This window comes from Pseudomonas sp. NFACC16-2 (assembly GCF_900119205.1).
GTDB lineage: Bacteria > Pseudomonadota > Gammaproteobacteria > Pseudomonadales > Pseudomonadaceae > Aquipseudomonas > Aquipseudomonas fluorescens_Q.
This window is the reverse complement of the sequence record NZ_FPIX01000043.1, coordinates 23,942-48,095: the sequence shown is the minus strand read 5'-3', so window position 1 is coordinate 48,095 and position 24,154 is coordinate 23,942. Positions and strand designations below refer to the sequence as shown.

At 58.3% G+C, this 24,154-nt stretch carries 27 protein-coding genes and 1 pseudogene; 14 read left to right on the top strand and 14 right to left on the bottom strand.

What is annotated here, in order from left to right:
- The coding region (locus tag BT116_RS25215) for a TonB-dependent receptor domain-containing protein (protein WP_139271907.1) at positions 1-411 on the top strand (411 nt) is incomplete at its 5' end.
- Between the two features lie 137 nt (positions 412-548).
- Here BT116_RS25215 and cynR read toward each other — a convergent pair.
- Positions 549-1,436: a transcriptional regulator CynR gene (cynR, locus tag BT116_RS25210; RefSeq protein ID WP_072348038.1), complete on the bottom strand. Its 888-nt coding sequence runs from the start codon at positions 1,434-1,436 to the stop codon at positions 549-551.
- Positions 1,437-1,545: 109 nt separating this feature from the next.
- Between cynR and BT116_RS25205 the strand changes: the two genes are divergently transcribed.
- The 3 genes from BT116_RS25205 to BT116_RS25195 all read left to right on the top strand — a co-directional run bounded on the left by BT116_RS25205 (position 1,546) and on the right by BT116_RS25195 (position 3,082).
- Positions 1,546-2,205 (top strand): carbonic anhydrase, encoded by a 660-nt coding sequence (locus BT116_RS25205; RefSeq protein ID WP_072348026.1) that lies wholly within the window; start codon positions 1,546-1,548, stop codon positions 2,203-2,205.
- Positions 2,206-2,244: 39 nt separating this feature from the next.
- Positions 2,245-2,715 carry a cyanase gene (cynS, locus tag BT116_RS25200; RefSeq protein WP_072348024.1) on the top strand — a complete coding sequence of 157 codons (471 nt, stop codon included), beginning with the start codon at positions 2,245-2,247 and terminating at the stop codon, positions 2,713-2,715.
- A gap of 112 nt (positions 2,716-2,827) precedes the next feature.
- The gene (locus BT116_RS25195) at positions 2,828-3,082 is read left to right on the top strand and encodes a DUF2790 domain-containing protein (RefSeq protein WP_072348022.1); all 255 of its coding nucleotides are present in this window, start codon (positions 2,828-2,830) and stop codon (positions 3,080-3,082) included.
- Between the two features lie 204 nt (positions 3,083-3,286).
- Here BT116_RS25195 and BT116_RS25190 read toward each other — a convergent pair whose 3' ends face one another.
- Positions 3,287-4,018: a hypothetical protein gene (locus BT116_RS25190; protein WP_139209491.1), complete on the bottom strand. Its 732-nt coding sequence runs from the start codon at positions 4,016-4,018 to the stop codon at positions 3,287-3,289.
- Positions 4,019-4,309: 291 nt separating this feature from the next.
- Here BT116_RS25190 and BT116_RS25185 point away from each other — a divergent pair, with 291 nt between their 5' ends.
- The 3 genes and pseudogenes from BT116_RS25185 (at position 4,310) to BT116_RS25175 (ending at position 6,203) form a co-directional block, all read left to right on the top strand.
- Positions 4,310-4,702: a RidA family protein gene (locus BT116_RS25185; RefSeq protein WP_072348018.1), complete on the top strand. Its 393-nt coding sequence runs from the start codon at positions 4,310-4,312 to the stop codon at positions 4,700-4,702.
- A gap of 211 nt (positions 4,703-4,913) precedes the next feature.
- Positions 4,914-5,359, top strand: a pseudogene (locus tag BT116_RS25180) (GNAT family N-acetyltransferase).
- 256 nt (positions 5,360-5,615) lie between these two features.
- Positions 5,616-6,203: a DUF805 domain-containing protein gene (locus BT116_RS25175; protein WP_072348016.1), complete on the top strand. Its 588-nt coding sequence runs from the start codon at positions 5,616-5,618 to the stop codon at positions 6,201-6,203.
- Positions 6,204-6,624: 421 nt separating this feature from the next.
- Here BT116_RS25175 and BT116_RS25170 read toward each other — a convergent pair whose 3' ends face one another.
- From BT116_RS25170 to BT116_RS25160, 3 genes are read right to left on the bottom strand one after another with little or no spacing between them, the layout of a single operon-like run.
- Positions 6,625-7,464: an SDR family NAD(P)-dependent oxidoreductase gene (locus BT116_RS25170; protein WP_072348014.1), complete on the bottom strand. Its 840-nt coding sequence runs from the start codon at positions 7,462-7,464 to the stop codon at positions 6,625-6,627.
- 28 nt (positions 7,465-7,492) lie between these two features.
- Entirely contained in the window at positions 7,493-8,353 is an 861-nt protein-coding gene (locus BT116_RS25165) for an SDR family NAD(P)-dependent oxidoreductase (protein ID WP_072348012.1), read from the bottom strand.
- 4 nt (positions 8,354-8,357) lie between these two features.
- Positions 8,358-9,368: an alpha/beta hydrolase gene (locus tag BT116_RS25160; protein ID WP_256572603.1), complete on the bottom strand. Its 1,011-nt coding sequence runs from the start codon at positions 9,366-9,368 to the stop codon at positions 8,358-8,360.
- A gap of 44 nt (positions 9,369-9,412) precedes the next feature.
- On the opposite strand from BT116_RS25160, the gene BT116_RS25155 reads away from it, so the two are divergent.
- The gene (locus BT116_RS25155) at positions 9,413-10,429 is read left to right on the top strand and encodes an AraC family transcriptional regulator (RefSeq protein WP_072348008.1); all 1,017 of its coding nucleotides are present in this window, start codon (positions 9,413-9,415) and stop codon (positions 10,427-10,429) included.
- 197 nt (positions 10,430-10,626) lie between these two features.
- On the opposite strand, the gene BT116_RS25150 is transcribed toward BT116_RS25155, so the two are convergent.
- The gene (locus tag BT116_RS25150; protein ID WP_072348006.1) at positions 10,627-10,899 is read right to left on the bottom strand and encodes a hypothetical protein; all 273 of its coding nucleotides are present in this window, start codon (positions 10,897-10,899) and stop codon (positions 10,627-10,629) included.
- Between the two features lie 339 nt (positions 10,900-11,238).
- Here BT116_RS25150 and BT116_RS25145 point away from each other — a divergent pair, with 339 nt between their 5' ends.
- Together BT116_RS25145 and BT116_RS25140 are read left to right on the top strand one after the other, a co-directional pair.
- Positions 11,239-12,198, top strand: coding sequence for a hypothetical protein (locus BT116_RS25145; protein ID WP_072348004.1), 960 nt, complete (start codon positions 11,239-11,241; stop codon positions 12,196-12,198).
- Positions 12,199-12,289: 91 nt separating this feature from the next.
- Entirely contained in the window at positions 12,290-12,922 is a 633-nt protein-coding gene (locus BT116_RS25140; RefSeq protein WP_072348002.1) for a pyridoxamine 5'-phosphate oxidase family protein, read from the top strand.
- A 93-nt stretch (positions 12,923-13,015) separates the two neighbouring features.
- On the opposite strand, the gene BT116_RS25135 is transcribed toward BT116_RS25140, so the two are convergent.
- The 3 genes from BT116_RS25135 to BT116_RS25125 form a co-directional block, all read right to left on the bottom strand.
- Entirely contained in the window at positions 13,016-13,396 is a 381-nt protein-coding gene (locus BT116_RS25135; protein WP_072347999.1) for a c-type cytochrome, read from the bottom strand.
- Positions 13,393-13,893, bottom strand: a complete 501-nt coding sequence (locus BT116_RS25130) for an HIT family protein (RefSeq protein WP_072347997.1) — start codon at positions 13,891-13,893, stop codon at positions 13,393-13,395. Before BT116_RS25130 ends, BT116_RS25135 begins: the two co-directional genes overlap by 4 nt.
- Positions 13,894-14,133: 240 nt before the next feature.
- Positions 14,134-15,000 carry a LysR family transcriptional regulator gene (locus tag BT116_RS25125; RefSeq protein WP_072347995.1) on the bottom strand — a complete coding sequence of 289 codons (867 nt, stop codon included), beginning with the start codon at positions 14,998-15,000 and terminating at the stop codon, positions 14,134-14,136.
- Positions 15,001-15,110: 110 nt separating this feature from the next.
- On the opposite strand from BT116_RS25125, the gene BT116_RS25120 reads away from it, so the two are divergent.
- The 3 genes from BT116_RS25120 to BT116_RS25110 all read left to right on the top strand — a co-directional run bounded on the left by BT116_RS25120 (position 15,111) and on the right by BT116_RS25110 (position 17,346).
- Positions 15,111-16,034 (top strand): DMT family transporter, encoded by a 924-nt coding sequence (locus tag BT116_RS25120; protein WP_072347993.1) that lies wholly within the window; start codon positions 15,111-15,113, stop codon positions 16,032-16,034.
- Positions 16,035-16,357: 323 nt separating this feature from the next.
- The gene (locus tag BT116_RS25115) at positions 16,358-16,861 is read left to right on the top strand and encodes an antitoxin Xre/MbcA/ParS toxin-binding domain-containing protein (RefSeq protein ID WP_083569191.1); all 504 of its coding nucleotides are present in this window, start codon (positions 16,358-16,360) and stop codon (positions 16,859-16,861) included.
- Positions 16,858-17,346, top strand: coding sequence for an RES family NAD+ phosphorylase (locus tag BT116_RS25110; RefSeq protein ID WP_072347991.1), 489 nt, complete (start codon positions 16,858-16,860; stop codon positions 17,344-17,346). Before BT116_RS25115 ends, BT116_RS25110 begins: the two co-directional genes overlap by 4 nt.
- A 9-nt stretch (positions 17,347-17,355) precedes the next feature.
- On the opposite strand, the gene BT116_RS25105 is transcribed toward BT116_RS25110, so the two are convergent.
- The 5 genes from BT116_RS25105 to BT116_RS25085 form a co-directional block, all read right to left on the bottom strand.
- Entirely contained in the window at positions 17,356-17,898 is a 543-nt protein-coding gene (locus tag BT116_RS25105; RefSeq protein WP_072347989.1) for a hypothetical protein, read from the bottom strand.
- Between the two features lie 76 nt (positions 17,899-17,974).
- The gene (locus tag BT116_RS25100) at positions 17,975-18,613 is read right to left on the bottom strand and encodes a response regulator transcription factor (protein ID WP_072347987.1); all 639 of its coding nucleotides are present in this window, start codon (positions 18,611-18,613) and stop codon (positions 17,975-17,977) included.
- Positions 18,600-19,676 carry a sensor histidine kinase gene (locus BT116_RS25095; RefSeq protein ID WP_072347985.1) on the bottom strand — a complete coding sequence of 359 codons (1,077 nt, stop codon included), beginning with the start codon at positions 19,674-19,676 and terminating at the stop codon, positions 18,600-18,602. Before BT116_RS25095 ends, BT116_RS25100 begins: the two co-directional genes overlap by 14 nt.
- Before the next feature lie 40 nt (positions 19,677-19,716).
- Positions 19,717-21,021: an ABC transporter ATP-binding protein gene (locus tag BT116_RS25090; protein WP_072347983.1), complete on the bottom strand. Its 1,305-nt coding sequence runs from the start codon at positions 21,019-21,021 to the stop codon at positions 19,717-19,719.
- Between the two features lie 12 nt (positions 21,022-21,033).
- Positions 21,034-22,782 (bottom strand): ABC transporter permease, encoded by a 1,749-nt coding sequence (locus BT116_RS25085; RefSeq protein ID WP_072347981.1) that lies wholly within the window; start codon positions 22,780-22,782, stop codon positions 21,034-21,036.
- Between the two features lie 730 nt (positions 22,783-23,512).
- Here BT116_RS25085 and BT116_RS25080 point away from each other — a divergent pair.
- Positions 23,513-24,046: an REP-associated tyrosine transposase gene (locus BT116_RS25080; RefSeq protein WP_072347979.1), complete on the top strand. Its 534-nt coding sequence runs from the start codon at positions 23,513-23,515 to the stop codon at positions 24,044-24,046.
- Positions 24,047-24,154 lie beyond the last annotated feature (108 nt).

Sequence of the window (24,154 nt, the reverse complement as noted above, 5' to 3'; positions counted from 1 at the left end):
GAACCGCTGGACGGCCTGCGCCTGCTGAGCGGCGCCACCTGGACCAAAGCCGAACTTAGCGGCACCACCGGCGGTCGCGACGATGGTAACCAGGCGGTGGGGGTGCCGAAATTCCAGTTCAATCTGGGCGCCGACTGGGATGTGCCCGGCTTGCCCGGGGTGAGCCTGAACGGCCTGCTACTGCGCACCGGCGGCCAGTTCGTAGACAGCGCCAACGACTACAGCATCCCCGCCTGGACCCGCGTCGACCTGGGCGCGCGCTATCGGACGAAAATGGATGGCCGCGGGGTGACCTTCAACGCGATGCTGGAGAACGTTGCCGATGAGAATTACTGGGCCTCGGCCAATGGTGGATATCTGACCCAAGGGGCGCCGCGTACGTTGAAGGTGTCGGCTACTGTTGATTTCTGAGGTTGTTGGCGATTAACGAGGTGCCGTTGCAAGTTGTGTGACCATGCTAAAGGCGATTTCACTAGACCCTCCGAGAGGCTGCATTTGCGGCCTCTGTTGTTATTGATTTGATTGGAGTCTTGCGCGCTAGACAGGTATTACACGTTCAGTTGAATGGCTACCTCTTTAGCCACTTCGATGAAAACTCGCATCGCTGCGCTCTGAAAGGCATCCTTGCGCCGCATAAGGACGGCGGTGCGTTGCAAGCGCTCGGGCTCCAGTGCGATAGCCACCAGATCATCATGGGCCAACGCGATTTTGGCAGGCAATAAAGTCGATAGATTTGTCCTGCGAACAATTTCGATCACGGCGCCGAGGGCATTAGCCTCCATCTGCACCTGAGGGTGAATCGCGTGTGTGCGGAAGTAGCGGTCGATTTGTTCGCGGGTTGCAAACTCTGGACTGAGCAGAATCAGGGACTCAGCATTCAGGTCCTGTAATCCAATGGACCGCTCCTCGGCCAAGCGGTGTTTGCGACTTACCACCAAAGCGAGGGTTTCGTTCAGCAAGGGGACGGCATCAATGTTCGGTGTATTTATTTCATCGAACGCGATCCCCGCGTCCAACTCGCCTGCCAAAAGCAGCTCCTCAATACGCTCTTGGGAAATCTCCTTCAGGTTGAGAGTGATTTTAGGATACCGGGAGTGAAATGCTTCGATCACCGGCCCTACCAGATAGGTCGTGAACGTCGGCGTCACGGCCAGGCGCAATGAGCCGCGGGTGAGGTCGCTCACATCATGGATGGCTCTTTTGGCTTCCCGCAATTGCTGATAAGCACGGCGCGCATACAGAAGATAGACGTCTCCCGCGTCAGTCAAACGGGTTGTGCGTCCTGAGCGGTCGAACAACTGGGCTCCAAGGCTTTCTTCCAACTGCCTCACCTGCTGCGAGAGGGCTGGCTGAGAGACGTGCAGCGCCGCTGCGGCCTTCGTAAAACTGAGATGTTCCGCAACCGCGAGGAAATATTGGACGTGTCGAGCAAGCATGGTTTTTGCCATAAGGTAATCTGATCCATCTCATAATAAATGAGACTTTTACCTTATGTAACACGTTGCTTAGTCTTTGTTTCACACCCGCGACATTGAGACAGCAACCATGAAAGCGATCATCGACGGTTTTCTGAAATTCCAAAAAAACGCCTTCCCTAAGCGAGCCAAATTGTTCAAGGACCTGGCCAATCAGCAGAGCCCGAGAGCGCTGTTCATCTCCTGTTCTGATAGCCGCTTGGTGCCGGAACTAGTCACCCAGCGCGAGCCAGGCGATCTGTTTGTCATTCGAAATGCCGGCAACATCGTGCCGTCGTATGGGCCAGAGCCGGGCGGCGTTTCGGCCTCGGTTGAATACGCAGTCGCCGCACTTCAGGTCGCAGATATCGTGGTATGCGGCCACTCCGACTGCGGCGCGATGACCGCCGTGGCAACTTGCAAGTGCCTGGATCACATGCCTGCCGTTGCCGGATGGCTCCGTTACGCCGACTCGGCCAAGGTCGTTAACGAAGCCCGCAAACACCCGGATCTGCCGAGCAAAGTAGCGTCCATGGTGCGCGAAAACGTCATCGCGCAGTTGGCCAACATCCAGACACACCCATCCGTTCGCCTGGCTCTCGAAGAAGGCCGCCTGACCCTGCATGGTTGGGTCTATGACATCGAGAGCGGGCGTATCGACGCCTTCGATGGCAGTACCGGGATCTTCGTGTCCCTCGCAGAGAACCCCGAAGTTCACGCCGTTTCCCAACACGCCAGGCACGTTGCCTGAAGCCTGTACCTGCCCCCTTGCTAACCCAGGAGATACGCCATGATCCAGACTCAAGCCACCCGCACCGCTCGCCAGGAGCTGACGGAAACCATCATTCTGACCAAGGCTCGCAAAGACCTGTCCTTCGCCGAAATCGTTGACGGCACCGGCTTGTCCGAAGCCTTCGTCACTGCTGCCTTGCTCGGCCAGCATCCGCTGCCTGCCAGCGCCGCCAATGTCGTGGGCAGGAAACTCGACCTCGATGCCGATCAGATCGCCTTGCTGCAATCGATGCCAATTCGCGGCAGTTTTTTTGACGGCATACCGTCCGACCCGACCATCTACCGTTTCTACGAGATGATCTCGGTATACGGCACCACCCTCAAAGCTCTGGTTCACGAAAAGTTCGGCGACGGCATTATCAGTGCCATCAACTTCAAGCTGGACATCAAGAAAGTCGAAGATCCGGAGGGTGGCCATCGCGCCGTGATCACCCTGGACGGCAAGTACCTGCCTACCAAGCCTTTCTGATGCAAGTCAGCCCGGCGTCTGGTGGCGACCGGGCTACACCCCAAGCCTTTATCACGACTGAGCACAAATTGAGTGCTTTGGCCTTCTCACGCCCTCATTACAGGTGATTGCTATGAAACTGTTACTCGTTTTATTCCTGGGCTGCCTTGGCTCTGTCGCCATGGCCGATGAACAGGATACTCAGGCTGCGCAAGTTACAGTCGAGCCCTATCGTTATTCTCAAAACCTGGATATCGCGCACATTGTGGCGATGACTCCAATACCCAATATCTGCGACGTAGTGCCGGTGCGGATGACTTACGACGACTCCAAGGGCGATCGGCACATCATGGAGTACCAGGTTATAGGTACTGGCTGTACCAATTGACGCCTCTGCCGTCGACTCACCTGGCGCACGATCGCTCGGCGCCGGGGAGGGGGGGCAAACATCCGCCGCCCACTGTGCTTTTTGAGAATAATATCCTTCGCTACTTGCGCCTCGCGCCACGCTTGCTGCTTCTACTCGTACGGTAGTTTGTCCCTTTTCGTTTCTGGGGTACCGTGCGGTCTGCAAGGGGGCTAACAGCACCTGCTAACGTTTAGCCATATCGATCAACTGCACTTGATAGCGATAGCGCGCAGCGATATGCCTGATCATGACGGCGCCAAGTGAGAGCCCGACAACTCCTGCACCAATTGCCATCAATGCCATGTTGGGGAGATTTTGGAAAGTTATTCCGGAGCTAATTGTGCTGCCGATCCAGTTCAGACCGCCAGCTTTCCCCCCAAACTCTTTGGCAAAGAAGTACCCAGATGCGAGAAGGCCCAGCACGGCGCTTTTATCACCAAAGAAATGCGCGACTCGGGCCTCGACGCGCTTGATCTTCAGCTCCAGCCAGCATTTTGCATCGTTCAAGGCTTCATCATTGTGCTTGGATAAGGCGTAGACCATAGCTTGCTCGTGTTTGATGTCGTCCAGGAGATTCTGAAGTGAGATCTCTTTCCATCGAAATAATACGTAGCCGGTTGCCAGAATAGGTATTAGCAATGCCGATACCGCCAGAGTGCATGAAAGGATCACGGTGATCAGCGCACCGAGTTTTACCCACTCGTAGAGCGAGCCTCCAAAATATGCCCAGGCCGCCAAGCTCCATGCTGGAATCATAAGGGCGACAGCGATCCCCATATTCCAATTGGAGATACGTTCTGCTTTTGATTCGAATCCGGTGCGCCGCTCGGCTGCTGATCGAGGTTCGCATCGACTAAGTTCTGTTAGGACGCCCAGCGTTTCGCTGAGATGGCTGTTTTTATACGACGCATTCATGCAATAGAGCCTCCTTGAGGTGTGGTTTGATGGAAATCGATTCTCCGAATATCGTTCTGTCCCGATGTTCGCGGGTTCATTTCAAAGGTGGAGGCTGTGACCGCTTTCGTCACACCAGCAGGTCTGCACAGGGTATCAATACCCCAATGACCGAAATCAAAAAAACGGGCGCTTCAAATGCCGGTCTAGAGGAAAGGGGGACAGATCTATTGTTCTGATAATAAAACTTTCCCCTTTTTTCTGGCACCTGGGTTAGCTTTCGTATCCGTTTATATTTTGGGCTCCACAACCATGACTGATCGTCAGATCATTGTTCCAGATGCCATGAGATTGCTTTGCGAGCGTGCTGGTTATGCACCAGCGGTGAAGGTAGGAAAAACCCTTTACTGTGCTGGTCAGGTAGGCCGGACGCCGGACTTGTCAGTTATCGAAGACCCCGAGCAGCAGTTTTTGGCAGCATGGGAAAATCTCCGGCTCGTCTTGGAAACCGGTGGTTGCGAATTCGAAGATGTCGTCGAAATGACAACCTATCACGTCGATATGCACCGCCACATGCCGATTTTCAGACGTGTGAAGGATGAGGTCTTTCCCAGGAGCACTTGTGCATGGACATGCATAGGTGTCAGTGAACTGGCTCGACCCGGTCTTCTCGTGGAAATCAAATGCGTCGCCGTAGAGCGATAGTTTTCTGATAGGCACCTGAGTATAAAAATCTTGGATGGTTGTCCATCTATGCGGCAATTGATCTGGGAAAAAGGCTGCCATCGTCTTCTATGTGCATCCTTTGCACGTTATGTTTTTCTGCGTCTGACATGTCGATAGCTGCCGCTTGTATGCGCACAGTCCGCACATCAAGGTCCTATTATCAGAAGAGTTTCGTACCTAATCAGGGAGGATGACCCCAGTGGAGATTCAACCGATTACGCACATGCCGCCACAAATTTCTGCCCTTGAGAAAGAGGCCGTGGCAGAAGGTTTCAGGTTTATCACCCGACTGACTTCGGAATGGCATTCAGGCATCAATCGCTTTGATGCGCCAGGCGAATGCCTAATGGCAGCGTATCTAGATCGGCAACTGGTGGCGTCGGAGGCCTGTCTGTTGATCCGTTCACGCATACCCGCACAGGAAGACTGCGGCGTGTTTATGTGACTCCTGCGTCACGGCGGCAACAGTTTGGCAGGCGACTGGTTAGCGCTTTGCTTGCCCACGCCGCTTTGCACTTTGAAAGTGTGCGTCTTTACACCGACACTTCTGAGGGAAGCACTTTTTACCTACGCTGCGGCTTCACACGAACTCAAGATGCTCATGCGACGCATATCGTGCAGCTAAGAAACCTCTGACTCTGGCAGATATCGGCCAGAAGCCGTCGTTCAGAGTAGGGACATGACCCGCCTTCTTAACTAGCGGCAAAACACTTCATAAGGTGTACTGCGCGCACCATGCGACAGACCCACACATGCTGTGGTGCGTGTGGTGCGCACAGCCCCCCTACACGATAGCGTTTCCTCTTGAGTTTGATGCCGGCCTTCGATTAGATACGAGGCGTAAACATTGTGACGTGAATAGCAACCATCAAATACAAGGAAATAGCACTAAATGGCAAGGATAGAACCCGTTTTCGGCAGCATCAGCAGCGAAATCGAAAACCCATATCAACCGGGCGACGCCCAACTGATTGACGACGAGGTTGTCACGTTTTCAAAACCCAGGATTCTTGATTTTTCCGGGCGTATTTCTCTGACGCGCTTCTGGCTGATTCGTGTGCCCTTGGTGCTGGTTCTTCCGTGCATTTTGCTGTCGTTTTTTATGGTGGGGTTGCGCCATCAACTGGTGGTTTTGCTGATAGTCGGTGTCACCGTTGTCGTTCCTGCCATCCTACTCGACGTGTCTCTACTAGTACGCAGGGCACGTGATCTAGGCTGGAGTCCGATGATATGGGGAATTCTCTCCGTGTTTCCTGTTATCGGTTTTGTGGCAACGCTTCCGCTCATCATGCTTCCGGGGCGTAAAGCGATTAATAAATACGGCCCGCCCAATGCACCTCTCTCGACGTTGGTAAAGCTACTTACCGCGCTGTTGGTGATGCTGGCGCTTGTAGCTTCAACCGTGCTAGTTGCGTATTTTCCCCAATACCACCCACAGGCACTCTACGAGTGGTTCGTTAATGCATTGGTTCAGGCATAACGTTAGCGTACGCGAAGTCCATGCTTCGCCTCATTGCGCGGCGCCAAGTGCTCAGGTGCTTGTAGAGAGCGCTGCGCGCACCACGCGATAGCCCTGCGTACGCCGCGGTGATGTCCATTGGGAAAAGAGAACAGATTTATTTCTCTGCTCTAAACGTCCGCTCTTGGCCGATTCTGTTGAAAAAGTCGGCCATGGTTTCCACGGCAGAAAAGTACGCGTCTTAGCTTGAAATCTTCGCTTTGAGCAGAGGGTTCCGGGTTCAGATTTCGCGTAGATGCGCGCAAAAAAAAGCATATTCAGCAGTCAGTATATGCGCAGCCTGGAAGGACCGACTTTTTCAACACAATCGGCCGGTAGCTGTCAGTCGTGGGCGACTGCTTTCGGCCAGAAGCGGCCCTTTGTCCAGCCTGCTACGCAGATCTTACAAGACCTTGCCTTCATCACTGAGTCTTACTGCTTCGGCGACTTTTCCGGGGTCGAAACCCATCCGCTCGATAAGTCGGCGTAGCAAGCCTGGCGCTCTCGCCACCAGCCCCTGGCTGCGTGGTACCGTCATTAGATCACGCCTCTGTTCAATGCATTCCACCAGGGCGGTGACCACCCTCTCCAGTGCTACGAACTGCCAAATCCCCCGATGATTGTTCCAGACCAGGGTGGAAGACGGCCCTGCGATGACTGCCTCCATCATTGGTGTCTGGAAGAAGGTCGGGTGGAGCGATCCGACGCCCACGCCGTGCTGACGAAGCTCCAGGCGCAAGCTGTTACATAGGGCCCAGACTCCAGCCTTGCTGGCGGTGTAGGCTGTATTCAATGGCGAATGAACGAAAGCGGCCATGGACGAGATGGCCAGTAGATAACCCTGGCGCCCCTTAACATAGGGCAGCGCAGCGCGGAAGGCGCGGGCCACGCCGTTAAGGTTGATATCGATGACCCGCTCAAACGTGGCTGGATCGATGTACTCCAGGGCAACCACCGAGCTGACGCCAGCGCCGGCGACCACGACATCAATTGCGCCGAAGTGCTGCGCAGCCTTCTTCAGAGCCGTCTCCAGACTCTCAATTGAGCGCACGTTGGCCACCCAACCGGCAGCGACATCAGGCCCACCCAACGCCGCAGCCATAACGCTCAGGCTATCCAGATCAAGATCCAGCAAGACCAGCTTCGCGCCTTTGTCGCGCAGTGCCTGCGCGGCGGCCCTGCCGAGCCCCCCTGTGGCGCCAGTGATGGCGATGACGCGGCCGTTCAGCGAGTAACTTTTCATGTGTGAACCTTATGCAAGTAGTAGGACATCAACTTGGGGTCTGGGTGCGAACGGATTCTTCCAACTCGTGGAGCAATCTTTGCAGGCGGGCATGGCGTGCCAGATGCCAGTCGGTGAAAACGTTGAACAGGCCGCGCATCAGGGAGATGGTCGCCCAGCGAGCCGGTACCACGATGCGCGGCTGACGCTTTTGCAGACCGCGCACCACGCCACGTGCCACCTTTTCCGGTGCAATCGCCCGATGCAGGAAGGCCGGCAATAGGGCCTCGTTCATCTGGGTGGCGATGGCGTTGCCACCGAAGGCAACCTTGGCAATAGCGGTCGCCGTCCAGCCGGGATAGAGCACGCTGGCGCTGGCCCCGGTCGCACTCAACTCAGCGCGCAGCGAGCGGGTCAGCGACTCCACCGCCGCCTTGCTCGCGGCATAGGGCGCGTTGGCCACGCCGTTCAAATAGGCATAGGTCGACGACGTGACCAGCACCTGACCCCGGTTGCGCACGACTTCCGGCAGTGCGGCGCGCATCGTGTACCACACCCCAAACAGATTCACTTCAATGATGCGGCGGAACTCCACTTCGTCGCAGGTGCGTAGGGTCGCCGGTACACCACGCCAAGAGATGCCAGCATTGGCGAAGGCCACATCGAGACGACCGAAGTGTTCGACTGCCTGCCGCACCACTGTCTTTGCCGCCTCGGCGTGGGTAACGTCGAACGCCAGCGGCAACACGCGTTGGCTATTGAACTCTTGAGCCAGTTGGTCCACCGCCTCCTGCGAGGTATCGGTTAGCACAAGGCTGGCACCATGCGCATAGAGTTCGCGTGCACTGGCGGCACCGATGCCGCCAGCTGCGCCGGTGATCAGAACCACTTTGCCTTTAAGGTGGTACATATTCTTATCTCTTCGTTGGGATGCTTGGCACGTTGCGCTTGAGGAAGTCGAGTTGATCACCCACCACCTTCTCGAAGGCTTCGCCCACATAAATATCGAAATGCCCATGGGCATAGCGCTTGATCTCATGACGTGGCGCGCGCCGGGCGTGACGCAGCGTCCGCTTCGCCGGTGCCACGCTGTCGGGATCACACACGCAAAACAGCACGGGGACCTGGATACGTGGCGTGCTGTGCCCTGGGTAGTAGCGAATGATGTCCAAGGCAAAGCGCGCAGCGGCCTCTTTGCGGATACGCGCACCCGACGGGATTAGTCCGTTATAGCCACTCCAGGCGTCCGGCGATGTCATGAATGCCGTATCGCCAGGTTGACCGTTAAGTGGCACAAGAATGGGCTTGGCGCCGAACCACGAGCCCATGCGGTCGGCCAAGGCCAACACAGTGAGTCGAAGTGACACCAGGGGTTCGGTGGCAAGAACGGAGCTCAGGCCGTCGGTGAACGGACATTGGGAGATGACAGCGGTCACCCTCGCATCATCGGCGGCGGTGGCCAGCACATGGCCGCCGCCAAACGAGGTGCCCCATATAACAATCCGCTGCGGGTCGACATCCGCGAGGTGGCGAACGTGATCTATCGCGGCTTTCCAGTCCTTGAGCTGGCGGTTGATATCCAGCAGTTGCCGTGGCTCGCCTTCGCTGTCGCCGAAGTGGCGATAGTCGAACACCAAGCAAGCGTAGCCGGCGGCGGCGAAGCGTTCGGCAAAGGCAGGCAGACGCATCTTTCGCGTCCCGCCAAGTCCATGTGCCATCACCACTATCGGGAAAGGTCCAGCGCCCAATGGTCGATAAAAGTCGGCAACACAACGTGACCCGTTGGAGAAGAACTGGATTGTCGCTAGTGCGAAAAGATCGGTGATCGTGCTCATGAACGGCATCTGCTGGAATGACTGGAGTGCCGTCATTCTCGACAGCTGCCGCAAGGAAGGCTTGACGGTATCCGACGCCCCGCTTGACACTTTGCGCCAAACAACAAAAAGGCCAACCAGCCTAAAGAGGCCCGATGAGCCAGCCTTTGTTTCGGCGCGTGGTACCAGAGACCTACGTGCAATTGCTTTATGAATACTTGGAGGCGCTCGGTCATGATCCCGAGTCGGTTCTTGGCCAGCCCTGGCCCACACCTACCCAAGAGGGTGCCGGCGGCGTTAACGTGGAATGCTGGGATCGCTTGTTGGTGATAGCGGCGCAAGTGTTAGGCGATCCACTGTTAGGACTGCACCTCGGTCAAACCATCAGCGCCCGGCATATCGGTGTGCTCGGATCGGTACTGCTGGCCTGCGGTAATCTCGGTACAGCTCTGCAACGCTTGGAACGCTACATTCGCCTGGTATACGACGTCACTCCCATGACTCGCCGCGACGGCGACGGTTGGTTCGAGCTGGTCTGGGATGTCAGCCAGTATCAGCCCGGCCCCCTGGTGAACGAAGCCGGTATGGTTGCCATCGTGCAGTTCTGCCGTGCCTTAGTGCGCGGCACCGCCAATCCGTTGCGCGTCGATTTCAGTCACCCCGGGACCCTCGACTTCAGCCCGTATGAAGCCTTCTTCGGCTGCCCGGTGCGCTTCGGCCAGGTCGAGGCGGTCCTGCGTTTCTCCACGCAACTGCTTGAGTTGCCCTTAAAAAGCCCCGATCCGGTGCTGGCCTCCCTGTTGGAACAGCATGCGGATCGCCTGCTGGCGCAGTTGCCACAGCAGGAGGAGTTCGTGGAACAGCTGCGCAAGGTCATCACCCATGCCCTGCGCAAAGGTGAGCCGAGCTTAGAGCGGATAAGCCCCCAACTGGGCACCTCGTCACGCACGCTACAGCGCCGTCTACAAGAGGCCGGTACCAGCTTTCGTCATGAACTGAACCTGGTCCGCCAGGAACTGGCGCTGTCGTACCTGCGCGATCCACGCCTGCAAATCGTGGACATCGCCATGCTGCTGGGCTATTCGGAGCACAGCGCCTTTACCCGCGCCTTCAAGGAATGGAATGGAAGATCGCCCCATGAGGCCAGGCAACTGAATTCGGAGCCTTACTGAGCAGGGAGTCCGTGGAGGTAAGGACGCTTTAGGGAGCAGGCCAGTATCTGATCAGCCCTGGGACTTCATGCCCTTTATGAGTGGCCGCAGATGTCCAGAAGCCATCTTTGTAGAGTGCCCTACGTTACAAATATCCGCCGGCCACGACCTGTAAATGCCAAACATCAAAACGGGCGCCGGAGGCGCCCGTAACTCCATCAGCTTTCAACCTGCGCCTGAAGCCGTCGCCCAATCACCTCCAGCAAATCACATCCATCCCGCAACGGAATCACCAAAAGCTGCGCGAAGTCCGACAGCACCACGGTGTCGCTGGCGATCTCGGAGCGAAACGCGATGTTCTCCAATACCTGGGTCACGGTACGGATGCGGTAATCGGCAGTTGCGTGCAGGACGTCAAGCGGTGCCTGGGTATCGATGAGCAGGGCGGCAGGGGTGCAGTCGATGCCGGTGATGGGGATGTATCTCTGCATGGGATTGCTCCATTTTGTTAGAGGGCTTATCCGATCCGCAGGTCGCCAAACCTGATCACCATGGTTGGCGACGGAAAGAACTATAGATTTGGGCTCCCAAGACGAACAAGGTGAGAGATTCCGAGGCCTTCGTAGGAATCATGAGAATTCTCCGAGGAAACAAACCGACTTTATCCATTTCTGTAGGAGCAGTTACTCACACCGGAGAAAACCCCACCCGACCCCGAGGCCGCGACATCCGGTATCCTGCGCCGCTGGAACACCATCCCGGCCCGAGGCGTTCCAATCGTCATCCCAGCCCCTCGAACAGTCTGCAAAGCAACGCAACAGGAGTCATGCATGTTGATAGGACATCGGTTCGAGCGCACCGCGCAGGGTGATCTGCACATCCATTCGCGCAACGTGGTGCAGAGCTTGGTCGTGTTGGTGATAGGGGCGTTGGCCTTTCTCTTGCCAATGGCGTTCGCCGTGTTCGTGATGGTTGATGGGGCCTCGTTGATGACAGAGGTGGATCCACTGTCCGCTCTATTGATGGGGCTGCTGTTGCTGCTGATTCCTGCCCTTGGCCTGCTGCTGGTGGTATACACCGGCGTCCACGAGACGTTGGTGTTGTCGCGGGTCGACGGCGAAGGCAAGCGCCTGACCCGTAACTTTTTCGGGCGTCGCAAGCGTGTGCAATCGGCCTTCCGGATCGAGGCTGCCAAATCCCTCGAACTGCGCCGCCTCCCGCAGGCTGCGCGAGCTCGCACCCAGCTGTGGCTGATACTGCGCGATGGCACGGCGCACCGCCTGACCACCGACAACGTTCCGGTGGTGCCGGGCAGTCAACGCACGGACCTGTGGCTGCGGGAGCTGGCCGACTACCTGGGCGTGGCGCTGCCCACCGAGGTCGTCGAGGGGGCGGCGCCGGTTGTGAAGGCGCCCCATAGGCCAACTCCGGCCCCTAGCAGCGGCAAGGCAGTAAGGGCTGCCCGTCAGCGCCGGGAAAAGGGCGACGCTGCTGCGCCTGAGCCGACCGAGAAACTGGGCGTTCCCGCACGTGCCTTGCTCACGCTGTTGGGCGCCTTCTTTGCGGTGCTGGAGCTGACTAACGTCATGACCTTGGTGCCAGCCATTTTTACCGGACGGCTGCGCGTCAGTGGCTTTCGAACGGGCTCGACGACGTTCTACTTCGCCGAGCAGCCGCTGAGCTTTTCCTTCAACTTGCTGGTGGGTGTCGCCGAGGGCGTGCTCGTCGGCTTTATTGCCTGGGGTTGCCTGCGCGTGGCGATCCAGGGGCGCATGAGCTCCAAGACCTGAAAGCGGTCGATTCGGTCGTCGTTGGGTCGGAAGGTTGAGAGGGCGCGGCGCAACTGAATGCGATTCTTAAACATCTACAGAGGAGACAAGCATGGAACGCGACAACGACAGCAGCGCCTACATCACGACCACCCAAGCGCTGGAAAGCCTCTACGGCCCCGTCGCGGCGCCCTCGCTGCTCAAGGAAGTCGACCATATCCACCCGGTCTACCAGCCCTTCATTGAAGCGGCTTGCTTCGTGATCCTCGCTTCCTCGGGGCCTGGCGGGCTGGATGCGTCTCCGAGGGGCGACGCGCCGGGGTTCGTTCACGTCCACGACAGCAAGACGCTGTATCTGCCCGACCGCCGCGGCAACAACCGTATCGATTCGCTGCGAAACATCGTTGAGGATCCCCGGGTCGCGCTGCTTTTCCTGGTGCCGGGCGTGGGGGAAACCTTGCGCGTGAATGGCACGGCCAGGATATCCATCGAGCCAGCCCTGTTGTCCCGCTTCGCAGTAAAAGGGCAGCTCCCTCGAACCGTTCTGGAAGTCACCGTAACCAGTGTTTATTTCCAGTGCAGCAGGGCGGTGATCAGGGCGGGGCTGTGGGACGTGAAGCGGCAGATCGAGCGCCGCGCACTGCCCACGGCAGGTGAGGTGTTCAAACGTATCTGCCCATCGCAGGTCGATGGCGACGCTTATGACAAGGCACTGCCGGAGCGTGTTGCCAATACGCTTTACTGACGGTGTTTTTTAAAACACTTCAATGCCCAGGTCCGAGAAATCTGGGCATTGCCTGTTGTTATCGATAAGCCGAGGGGGCAGTTCCCCGTAAGATCATTTATTTGAAATGACCTCACTCATGTATTGATGCAGATCGCGCAGGTCCTTGACGCTCCAAGGGTGCGGCGGGATCTTTACGCCATTCTCTTTCAAGGTCCTTGGAATCAGGTTTCCATTTGGGCGAAGTATGATCGAAGAGACAATCACACCCGGGTAATCGGTCAGTCGTTTCTTGAAGGCGGGTGTCGTAAGGTCAGGGGTTGGCGGGTTGCTTTTCTTGGCCAATGGTCCTGTTCCCTTGATGTCCGCGCCATGGCACACGGCGCATCGCTGAAGATAGAGCGTTTTCCCAATGGTGTTGTCCGCGAAAGACGCTGGGGCTTGCATGAATGACAGGATTCCGAGTAGAGCAATGGATGATGTTTTGATTTTCATGAGACCGGTACAGCCGATTTGAATGACTGACGCAGTCTTTCAATCACTTGCTCAATTGACGGCCCCTGAATGGTTGGCGGCGTTGGGCTCTCCCCAAATTCTCGCCAAATGAACAACGTCAGCTCCGCGCCGTCGGTCAATGTCTGGGCATTCCCTTGCCCCCCAAAAGTTTCCAGCAGCCTGTACCGCGTATCTTTCCAAAACAACGCTTCGACCCAGTCGTACACCGGGATGAAATGGAAGTGGATGGGGTAGCGGGGATCGTGGCCGAATCGGCTGATGTAAAGCCATTTGGGGTTGAGCTGTGTTTCAAGAATACTTTGGATATGCGCCATCAGGCCACCCAACTCTGCTAATGCCGGCGCGGGCAATTGGGCCAATGAGTTCACATGAGCCTTGGCGCCGAGCATGAGGTAGCCGGGTAGGGCGGACGCCAAGTGATGGTTGACTGTCCAATGGCTCGTTTCATGGAGGATAAACGGTGGTGCTGGTTCCAAAGCTGACTCCCTGTCGTAGTGCGGTCAGGACCGTTCCTTCAACTATGTAACATTTTTCAGCCGTGCGCTGACAGGCGAGACGGGTTTTGTGTTGTCCGGGGACCGAGGTGAAAGCTTTAGGGCCGCTTTGCGGCCCAACGGGGATAAATCCCCTCGCCACAGGGATGCATAAGAGTGCACAAGGATGGCCAGCGGGATGTCGCTCAGCGCAGTCCAATGGCTTTTTCGGCGAGGTTGCAACTACCCTTCGAACTCCGTCTTCAACATCGTCAAAAACGCTTCCCTGGCAGGATGCCGGCCAGCGTTTTCATGCCAGTAGAACAGGTTGTCGATGCCCGTCAATCCAGGGAATTCATACCCTGTCCAGCCAGCGCCATGACGGTATTGCTCATAGATCCCCCGAGGCACCAGCGAGACGCCGGCACCGGCACTGACGCAGCCGACGATGGCGCCATAGCTGGCGATGCTGATGATCGGTTGCACCTGGTCATGGCGCAGCAACCACTGCTCCAGGGCAAAGCGGTACGGGCAGCCTGGGGGCCACATGAAGATGGCCTTGCCTTGCAGGTCTGCGGCGTTGCGCAAGGGGCCGTGGGATTCGGAGGCGATGAGCATCAGGTCTTCGCGGTACATCACGGCGCGCTTGAGTCCGGGCCGTTCCACGTCGACCGCCACGATTACACCGTCGAGCCGGTGGTGCTGGGTATCGTCCAGCAACTGCGCCCATGTCCCCGTGCTCAGTTCCAGCGACACCTGAGGATACTGCGCGTGGTATTTGGCCAATAACTGCGGCAGGCGCCCCGTGGCGCTGGATTCGATGGCGCCAATGCGCAAGGGGCCGCTTGGCGTGTGGCTGGGGTTTACCGCGCGGCGGGCTTCTTCCGTCAGGCCGAGGATTTTTGTCGTGTAACCCAGGAACACCTCGCCCGCCGGGCTGACCCGCAAACCGCGGCCTTCGCGGAAAAACAACGGTGTACCCAACTCCCGCTCCAGGGATTTGAGCCGTGCCGTGATGTTGGACGGTACGCAGTGCAGCACTTCGGCGGCGCGGGCGATGCTGCCGGTGTCGCAGACGGTCTTGAGCATGCGCAGTTGGGACAGTTCCATAACTCACCCAAAGTGAATGGTTGGCTGAGTTTAAGTCACTTGTATTGAGAGTGAGTGGTTTTGATACTTCAGGGTAAATCGACCAGACGCCCAGTGCGCAGGAACTCTGAATGGAAACCCGTTGTGTGCCGTTTGATGGCTTGAAGAATCCCGGCAGACCCCGCGTAAAAGTGATCCTGGCGACCATGTTCGTGATTCTTTGCTGGGCCTATTCGCCAATTGGTATTCGCATCGGCTTGCAGGCCTACGAACCGGGTCAACTGGCGTTGATGCGGTTTCTCATCGCTTCGGTGTTCATGGCCGTCGTCGCGATGGCGAAGGGTATTGCCTGGCCGCGTCTTGGGGATTGGCCGGTGCTGGCGGTGTTGGGTTTCTTTGCCGTGAGCCTGCACCACATCGCCCTCAATTACGGCCAGCGGGGCGTCAGTGCCGGGGCGGCGAGTGTGTTGGCCCAGTCCACGCCGTTGTTCAGCACATTGCTTGCGCATTTTGTCTTCAAGGACAGAGTCGGCGGTTGGCAGTGGGGCTGTGTATTGTGCGGCTTGCTTGGCGCAGCCGTGGTCGTCACGGGGGATCGAGGCTTGGGTGACATGGACGCCCATGGACTGTTGATCCTGCTGGCGGCGCTGTCCTGGAGTGTGTATTTCGCTTTGCAGAAGCACCATGCCCATCGCTACGACGGCTTGACCCTGGTTTGCTACACCGTCTGGTCGGGCACACTCCTGTTGTTCATTTTCACACCGGGCATGTTGAGCGCGGCGCGACAGGCTTCGGCTTCGGTGAACCTGGCGGTGTTGATTCTCGGTATTTTCCCCAGCGCGCTGGCGTACCTCGCCTGGGCTTACGTGCTGGCCCACAGCGACGTGAGCCGAGCCTCCATGGCGCTTTACCTGATACCGCCCAGCGCGATGTTGATGGCTTGTCTGGTCCTGGCCGAACGCCCAGCGACGATGGTGATTGTTGGGGCGGTTATCGTGTTGGTGAGTGTGCTTGCGTTGAATTTTGAGCCGGTGAGTTCGGCGAAAACCAGCTGATTCTGTAGTAGATGTAGGCAATGACGTTTGATGTTGTAGCCACACAGACTGTCATGGAACACCATCCTACGGGCAAGTGATCGCTTTGGAAGAAATCGAAGAAGTCTCTGACAACTTTTTAAGGTTGGCCTTCGGAAGTACTGCACTTACGATCTGGCGTTGTCTCAGTGCTCTGTGTGGTATCCGGCACGCTCAGCTTCGTTTTACATCGTGAGGACAGACCGATGCCTGAAACCTTATACGGCAAGGCCGACGAACCGATTTGCCGCTGTCGCGACATTTGGCGCTATGATTACGTCAAATGTCGCAATGAGGTCAACGTTATGTCCGCAGCGAAGCAAGCAGACAAGCTAGCCGTCAAATCCACGGGGAAAACAGGTGTGGGGACGAGAGACGTCACCAGAAAGCCTACGGAGGTGCTGCTGCATGGTCGAAAAAGTGATGAGCGCCTGCTGATTATCCGGTACGCGCAGGAAGGTTTTTACCTAAGCGACGTCAGGGACATGCTTTCTACATCCACTCTGTACATGGAACGCGACTTGGTTCAGCGCATTACAGGGAGATCCGTCAGAACCGTCCAGCGTCTCGCGAAGGAGACCAAGCCAATACGACTGAACCAGCATCAGAGTACGGTTGCTTTCCAGTATGCCCAAACCCTGGAGCACGCCATCAACGTCTTTGGCAGCCAGCAGTTGGCTGAGGACTGGCTGAAGAAACCCTGCAAGTACCTGGATGATTACGTGCCATTGGAGCTAATCGACAACTCGTTGGGCTTTCAGGCGGTGGAGGATTACTTGACCCGCATTGAACACGGAGTTTATCAATGAGTCCTTTGCCCTGGGACGGTCGATGGCACGCTTGGCGCCTTGACCGCGAGGTCTACAAGGATACGTGGGACAGCGGCATTGGGGCGCAACGAACGGGTGGCCGTTGGAATCCGCCTGGGCGGCGGGTCATCTACGCCTCGGCTGACCCGTCTACGGCCATTTTGGAAGTCGCGGCCCACCTGGGATTCGACGCGTTAGACAGGGTGCCTCATCTACTGACATGTTTTGAAGTGCTGGATCCAGGGCTCATCAAAGTGGTTCAGGCCGAAGACGTACCGAACCCAAACTGGCTTGTTCCGGCTCGACCATCGCCCAATCAGCAGCAGTTTGCTGACGACCTGCTGGCGCAGTATCCCTTTGTACTGATTCCTTCTGCGGTCACTCAGCACTCCTGGAATCTGCTGGTGAGCTGCGATTTGGCGAAGGATCAGTTCAGGCTTGTCTCGCAGGAGCGGTTTGGCCTGGACACTCGATTGGTTAAGTGAGCACCAGCCTTATTTTTTAACCTGATAATCCTGGCCCCACACGCGCACGGTGTTGATTTTCTCGTTCAACCCTTCAAACACAAACTTCTGCCGCACGGCCGTCTTCGGCGGGATGGTGACTTCATCCGGGTTTTCAAACCCTGCCAGCCTGTTGGCGTACCCGGCCTGGTCGATGGCGAGCAAGGCGCCCGTCTGGCCGAGGTTGATCAGACGCAGTTGCGTGTCGGTGCTGTTCTTGAAACCTAGGGTGACGCTGAAGGTGTCGTCGACGGGCTCCAGCTTCAGGATTTCGATGGTGACGCGGTCTTTCAGCTGCTCATTGGAGGAAATGATCGCGGCGCCATCGACGCCCTGGGCCGACTCGCGGCCATCGAGCACGCCTTCGCTGACGCCGCCCAACAGGTTCTTGCCAGCGGTAATGAAGCTTGAGACGGCTGCCTTGGTCGAGTCCTTGATGAGGCTGCCGTCGGTTGGCTCACCTTCGGCGAAGCACAGCGAACTGAGCAAAAGGCTGGAGACGAAGAGGGTGGAGCGTGACGGCAGAAGGTTCATACCTGAGTCCTTGAGGGGGGCAGCGACATCGCCCGACAACAGGGCGAACGGCAATGATAGCCGTGATCATGGGCCGCTAGCGATCGGCTTCCTTGAGTTTTTCCGACATCTTCACCAGCGTTGCCAACGAGTCCGCATTCATCTTGCGCATCAACGACCCGCGCCGCACTTTCACGGTCACCTCGCTCAAGCCCAGTCGGGCGGCCACCTGCTTGTTCAACAGCCCTGACACGACCAGCTCCATCACCTCGCGCTCGCCGTCAGTCAACGCGTCGTGCCGACGTTTCAACGCGTCGACACCCGCCGCGGCCTTGCGCCGTTCCTGGTCGCGGTTCAGGCCCAGGGTGATTGCATCGAGCAGGTCCTGTTCGCGGAACGGCTTGGTCAGGAACTCCAGCGCCCCGGCTTTCATGGCTTTGACGGACATGGGAATGTCGCCATGGGCGGTGATGAACACCACCGGGACCTGAATATTCAAACGCGCCATTTCCTGTTGGAAATCCAGCCCACTCAGGCCCGGCATGCGCACGTCGAGGATCAGGCACGCCGGGACGTCCGGCCGTTCGGCGTCCATGAATTCACGGGCCGAGCCGAAGGCCGTGCTCGCCAGGCCCACGGAGGCCAGCAGGTCTTGCAGTGAGGCCCGCACCGAAGGGTCGTCGTCGACGATGAAGACCATCGAGTCGGCCTGGTCTTGCATGTCAGTCTGGCTCATCGGATTCCCTTGTGACGGCTGGCAGGGTGAAGTGAAAGGTCGAACCTGAGGGCGAATGGCTGGTGGCCCAGAGTCGTCCGTCGTGAGCCTCGATGATCGAGCGGCTGATGGCCAAGCCCATCCCCATGCCGTCCTGCTTGGTGCTGTAGAAAGCGTCGAACACCCGTTCGCGGTCGCCGGCCGGCAAGCCATTGCCTTGGTCGGATACCGAAAAGAGCAGTTGCCCAGGCGATTCGAGCGTCACCTGAAACTGCAGAATCCGCTGGTCGACGTCAACCTGGCGCATGGCGTCGACCGCGTTCATCGCCAGGTTGAGGAGTACCTGCTGGATCTGCACCTCGTCGGCCAGTACCGGTGGCAGCCCTTCCTGGACTTGCACCTGCAAGGTGATGTTCTGTTCGTTCAGCTCGCCCGTCATCAGGCGCAACGCGGCATGGACCGTGTCGGCCACGTTCAGCCATTGCTTCGTCGGCGCTTGATGCCGGGCCATGCCGCGCAACCGGGCAATGATGTCGCTGGCCCGATGGGTGTCGGCGATGATCCGTTCCACCGCCTGCCGGGCCTTGGGCAGGTTGGGCGGCTCGGTGGCCATCCAGCGCAGGCTGGCACTGCCGCTGGCGGCAACGGCGGCCAGGGGTTGGTTGACTTCGTGGGCAATCGAGGCGGCGAGTTCGCCGAGCATGTTGATGCGGGCGATGTGCGCCAGGTGGGCGCGGGTCTGATGCACCGTGCGCACGGCGGCCGAGAGACGCAGCGCCAGGTACGTGGTGCCGGCGATGGCGGCGAGGCTGATCAGCACGTTGATCAGGCCGGCCTCTGTGTCGCCAAAACGCGTCAGCCGATAGCTCAGGATCGTCAGGACCATGCAGAGGATCGCGACCCCGGCCACGGCGCGTGCCGGCAGGATTCTCACCGCGATCAGCACCACCACGATCTGGAAGACCCCGACGGCGATTTCCAGGTCGGTGACCGTATCGATCGCCGCGATGCCCAGGGCCAATCCCAGCAGAAGCAGCAGGCGCAGGGTCAACTGGGTTTTTCTCATTGAATGTCCACCGCGCATTGCTCCAACGACCGATCCACGCAGTTTATACCGCGCCACCTCAGGATGGATTGTCCAGGCTGAACTGATCGGCCACCTCGTCGTAGGCGAACAACTCGGCGTAGCGCCCCCATTGCGTGACACAGTCCAGCGTAATGGCGGCGTCGTGTTCGGACATGAAATCTTCCAGTTGGTCACGGAAACGCCTGGCCGGTGCGGTGCGGGTAGGGCGGTCGTCCAGCACCCGGCGCACATGCCCCACCAACGGGACATATTTAAGCAGGTGCTTGGCAAACAGTTGCTTGCGCTCATCCACCGCTGAGTCGGCATAGCGTTGCCCGGCCGGCAAGAGGATGATGTGGCCGTCCTGCAGGTCGGCCAAGCGCATGAGTTGCAGCACCTCGGCGACAGGTAAAAGGTCACTGGCGGTATAGCGCAATGCACTGGCGAGCTCGCGCAAATCCGCTTGGCCGGCAAACGGCTGGTCCTGCACCGCTTCGATCAGCCCGGCCAGGGCATTGCTGGAGATCGATGGCAGGACCATGCCCACGCCGCTGCCGGCAAAGGTTTCCTGGCGTGCGGAGCCGACATTCGCGCCCCCGGCCATCTGCACGTAAATATGCTCGACCAGGGCCTGGAATGCCGGGTCGGCGCGATTGCGCGGCTGGCTGAGGTCCACGGTGATCTCGCTCATCACCCGCCCCGGGTTGGAGGAGAAAATCAGAATTCGATCACACATCAGCACGGCTTCTTCGATGTTATGGGTGACCATCAGGATCGACCTGATCGGCATGCGCCCCTCACGCCATAAATCCAGCAGGTCGGTGCGCAGCGTTTCGGCGGTCAGTACGTCCAGCGCGGAAAACGGCTCGTCCATCAACAGCACATCCGGGTTGACCACCAACGCACGGGCCAGGCCGACGCGCTGGCGCATTCCGCCTGACAGCTCTTTGGGGAAGGCGCTTTCGAAGCCATCGAGGCCGATCATGTCGATGGCGGCCAGCGCCCGCCGACGCCGCTCAGGTACTGTCACGCCGAGGGCCTCGAGGCCGACCTCGACGTTTTGCAGCACCGTCAGCCAGGGGAACAGGGCGAAGCTCTGGAACACCATGCGCACCGAGCTCGCCAGCCCTTGGGCATTGCTCGGAAAATCCACCACGCCGGTGGTGGGCGAAATCAGGCCGGCGATGGAGCGCAGCAAGGTCGATTTGCCGGAGCCCGAACGCCCCAGCAGGCCGACGATTTCGCCCTCATCCAGGCGCATGCAGACATTGTCCAGGACCCGGCGCTCGGCGCCGCCTGCGGTGCCGTAGACGTGGCCGACTTGCTGCACATCCACGAGGCAGCGTTTGTCCATCACTTGCATTGGATCACCCCCTCAATCAATTCGAAGCCGACGCTCGGCGAAACCGTACAGCGGGCGCCACAGCAGGCGGTTGAAACCCACCACGAAAATCGACATGACCACGACACCCAGCGCCACTCGTTGCAGATCCCCGGCCGTGGTCGCCTGGGCAATGAAGGAGCCCAAGCCGGACGCGTATAAATGGTGGTCCCCCCAGGACACCGCCTCGGCGACGATGCTGGCGTTCCATGAGCCGCCCGCTGCCGTGAGGGCGCCGGTGACGTAGTAAGGGAAGACGCCCGGCAGCGCGACCTGGCGCCACCACTGCCAGCCGCGTATGTGGAAGCTGCGCGCCGCCTCGCGCAAATCAGTCGGCAGGGCGCTGGCGCCGGCGATCACGTTGAACAGGATGTACCACTGGGTGCCCAGGATCATCAGCGGCGAAAGCCAGATATCGGGGTTGAGTTTCAGGGCGACGATGGCGATCACCGCGAACGGAAACAGCACGTTGGCCGGGAAGGCCGCCAGCAATTGCGCGACGGGTTGCAGGCGTTCGGCCCAGCGCGGGTTCAAACCGATCCAGACGCCGATGGGCATCCACACCAGGCTAGCCAGCACGATGAGCACGCCGACTCGTACCAGGGTGACCAGGCCCAGGCCAAACGTACTGGCCACGTCCTCCCAACCTAACGTGCTGCCGATGAAGCGCGACAATTGCAGGATGCCGGCGATGCAGGCCACGGCGACCAGGGCGAGCCAAGCCAGGTCGGCAGCGCGGCTGACGCGGGCGCTGGTCTTGAAGCGGATGGACGGCAGCCGAGGGATCTTTTCCAGAAACAACGACGCCTTGATGCTGCCCAGCGTCAGCAGCACCAAGGGCACCAGGCGAGTCGAGCGCAGCAGGTCATAGACCCTGGACCGTGGGCGTTTCTGGGAGGCGGTCTGCTCGAAGCGGAATTTGTCCGCCCAGGCGACGATTGGCCGGAAAAACAGCAGGTCATAGGCGATGATCACCACGACCATGGCCAGCACTGCCCAAGCAATCGCGGCGATGTTTTGCTGCTCGATCGCCAGCGCCAGCCATGAACCGATGCCCGGCAAGCTGACGGTGGTGTCGCCGACGGTGATGGCCTCGGAAGCGACCACGAAAAACCAGCCGCCCGACATCGACATCATCATGTTCCACACCAGCCCCGGCGTGGCGAAGGGCAGTTCCAGCCTGATGAAGCGTTGCCATGGCGAAAACGCGAACTGTCGGCTGACCTCGTAAAGATCGTTGGGCACGGTTCTCAGCGATTGATAGAAACTGAAGGTCATGTTCCAGACTTGACTGGTGAAGATGGCGAAGATGGCTGCGCACTCGACACCGGTTTCCTTGCCCGGGAAAAGTCCCATGAAGAACACAACGGTAAAAGTAAGAAAGCCAAGGACTGGCACCGATTGGAGAATATCCAAAACGGGCAGGATAACGATTGCAGCCTTGCGGCTTTTGGCGGCCAACGTGGCGACGATCAAGGAAAAAGCAAACGAAGCGAACAAGGCGATGAACATGCGCAAAGTCGTGCGCAAGGTATATTCCGGCAGGTGCACCAGATCCAGGGACAGTGATGAAGAGTCAAGTACGCCGAGGGGCTGGTTCATCTGATCCAGGCCATGGAATACAAAGGCAGCCAAGAGCACCAGGAGGCCCAACAGCGCTATATCGGCCCGCCAGGAGTTAGCAGGAAGTTGTTCCCGGTTCTTGAAGGGCGTCAATACAGGTGCAAGGAAAGAAGGGCGCATGGATCACCTCTATTTACTGTTCAAAGCCAGAGCTGCGACCACACTGCGATCATCGGATGTCATGAAGTTGAAGCGCACTTGAACGGGGGGCGTTAAATGCCCGGCAAGATTAAGTGGTGCCTGGGCTGAAGGCCACGCTGACTTGGGACATGAAAATATACGTTGGTATATCCGTTTCCCTTGGGAGAGAGAATTTCGCGGTGTAGCTTTATCTTTTTTCGTCTATTGAAAGTTGTGCGAGAGGGCGGAAGGCGTTCGTCTGATCCGTATTTTCCTGTGTCAGGTGCCTCTGTAATGAATCCGGGCCCCACCCCAGAATAATCACGCGGCTAGCCTATTGGGCTGCCCGTGTGCTGCAATTTTTGGGTCCAGGAGTGCTCATGGCGAAGATGGCGATTTTTCTAGGTGGTTTTTTGGCACTGACTCTTTTGATCGGCGTACTGGCGACGATTTCGCCCGTGTAGGCACAGGCTGCTGAAGCACCTGTGACGACAAGCCCACTGCGGTCGAACGTTCCCACGCTCCGCGTGGGAATGCCTCTACGGACGCTCCGCGTTCGGCTATTGAAGGGGACGCAGAGCGTCCCGGGCTGCATTCCCACGCAGAGCATGGGAACGATCATCGAGGATTTACCGACCCTTCCCACGTGCTCCGAGCCCTGTTCGTCTATCCTCGAGCGCCTCGAAACCGGCAGCATAGTCATTCCCCTCGCCGCAAAGGAAGGCATCCCATGGGCCGGAGCCGCTACGTCATCACCGAACCGGAAAAACCCCACTTTCTCACCTGCACATTGATGGAATGGTTGCCGCTGTTCATACGGCCTTATCTCGTTGATCACCTGCTCGGGTGCTGGCGCTATCAGCAAACCCATCAAAACTTGCAGTTGTTCGGTTATGTCGTTCTGGAAAACCATCTGCATTTCGTTGCCCAAGCGCCGAATCTGAGCAAGTGCTTGTGTCAGTTCAAATCCTTTACGGCGCGCCAGATCATCAACGATCTACAGAGCAAGGGCGCTGAGCGAGCATTGCAACGCCTGCGGTTCAGCAAGCGAGCGCATAAGCAGGACAGGGTCTATCAGCTCTGGCAAGAAGGCTCGCATGCGGAGCAAATCTATAGCGAAGCGGTAATGCGCCAGAAACTGGATTACATCCATTTCAACCCAGTGAAGCGCGGGTATGTGGAGTTACCGGAGCATTGGCGCTACTCCAGTGCACGCAATTATGCGGGGATGGAGGGGTTGATTGAGATTCAGCGATGGTATTGACCGCTGTGAAGTTGGAACGCGGAGCGTCCCTGGCGGCGTTCCCACGCGGAGCGTGAGGAACGATCTTCCACCGCCGCCGCGACCCGATCGTTCCCACGCTCTGCGTGG

Excerpts from the sequence above, each read along its gene's own strand:
- BT116_RS25205 (WP_072348026.1), top strand. The coding sequence starts at position 1,546 with ATGAAAGCGATCATCGACGGTTTTCTGAAATTCCAAAAAAACGCCTTC.
- cynS (WP_072348024.1), top strand. The coding sequence starts at position 2,245 with ATGATCCAGACTCAAGCCACCCGCACCGCTCGCCAGGAGCTGACGGAA.
- BT116_RS25135 (WP_072347999.1), bottom strand. The coding sequence starts at position 13,396 with ATGAAAATCAAAACATCATCCATTGCTCTACTCGGAATCCTGTCATTC.
- BT116_RS25110 (WP_072347991.1), top strand. The coding sequence starts at position 16,858 with ATGAGTCCTTTGCCCTGGGACGGTCGATGGCACGCTTGGCGCCTTGAC.
- BT116_RS25080 (WP_072347979.1), top strand. The coding sequence starts at position 23,513 with ATGGGCCGGAGCCGCTACGTCATCACCGAACCGGAAAAACCCCACTTT.
- BT116_RS25145 (WP_072348004.1), top strand. The coding sequence starts at position 11,239 with ATGTTGATAGGACATCGGTTCGAGCGCACCGCGCAGGGTGATCTGCAC.
- BT116_RS25150 (WP_072348006.1), bottom strand. The coding sequence starts at position 10,899 with ATGCAGAGATACATCCCCATCACCGGCATCGACTGCACCCCTGCCGCC.
- BT116_RS25140 (WP_072348002.1), top strand. The coding sequence starts at position 12,290 with ATGGAACGCGACAACGACAGCAGCGCCTACATCACGACCACCCAAGCG.
- BT116_RS25170 (WP_072348014.1), bottom strand. The coding sequence starts at position 7,464 with ATGAAAAGTTACTCGCTGAACGGCCGCGTCATCGCCATCACTGGCGCC.
- BT116_RS25190 (WP_139209491.1), bottom strand. The coding sequence starts at position 4,018 with ATGAATGCGTCGTATAAAAACAGCCATCTCAGCGAAACGCTGGGCGTC.
- cynR (WP_072348038.1), bottom strand. The coding sequence starts at position 1,436 with ATGCTTGCTCGACACGTCCAATATTTCCTCGCGGTTGCGGAACATCTC.
- BT116_RS25175 (WP_072348016.1), top strand. The coding sequence starts at position 5,616 with ATGGCAAGGATAGAACCCGTTTTCGGCAGCATCAGCAGCGAAATCGAA.
- BT116_RS25185 (WP_072348018.1), top strand. The coding sequence starts at position 4,310 with ATGACTGATCGTCAGATCATTGTTCCAGATGCCATGAGATTGCTTTGC.
- BT116_RS25085 (WP_072347981.1), bottom strand. The coding sequence starts at position 22,782 with ATGCGCCCTTCTTTCCTTGCACCTGTATTGACGCCCTTCAAGAACCGG.
- BT116_RS25115 (WP_083569191.1), top strand. The coding sequence starts at position 16,358 with ATGTCCGCAGCGAAGCAAGCAGACAAGCTAGCCGTCAAATCCACGGGG.
- BT116_RS25105 (WP_072347989.1), bottom strand. The coding sequence starts at position 17,898 with ATGAACCTTCTGCCGTCACGCTCCACCCTCTTCGTCTCCAGCCTTTTG.
- BT116_RS25120 (WP_072347993.1), top strand. The coding sequence starts at position 15,111 with ATGGAAACCCGTTGTGTGCCGTTTGATGGCTTGAAGAATCCCGGCAGA.
- BT116_RS25165 (WP_072348012.1), bottom strand. The coding sequence starts at position 8,353 with ATGTACCACCTTAAAGGCAAAGTGGTTCTGATCACCGGCGCAGCTGGC.
- BT116_RS25090 (WP_072347983.1), bottom strand. The coding sequence starts at position 21,021 with ATGCAAGTGATGGACAAACGCTGCCTCGTGGATGTGCAGCAAGTCGGC.
- BT116_RS25195 (WP_072348022.1), top strand. The coding sequence starts at position 2,828 with ATGAAACTGTTACTCGTTTTATTCCTGGGCTGCCTTGGCTCTGTCGCC.
- BT116_RS25125 (WP_072347995.1), bottom strand. The coding sequence starts at position 15,000 with ATGGAACTGTCCCAACTGCGCATGCTCAAGACCGTCTGCGACACCGGC.
- BT116_RS25095 (WP_072347985.1), bottom strand. The coding sequence starts at position 19,676 with ATGCGCGGTGGACATTCAATGAGAAAAACCCAGTTGACCCTGCGCCTG.
- BT116_RS25155 (WP_072348008.1), top strand. The coding sequence starts at position 9,413 with ATGAGCCAGCCTTTGTTTCGGCGCGTGGTACCAGAGACCTACGTGCAA.
- BT116_RS25100 (WP_072347987.1), bottom strand. The coding sequence starts at position 18,613 with ATGAGCCAGACTGACATGCAAGACCAGGCCGACTCGATGGTCTTCATC.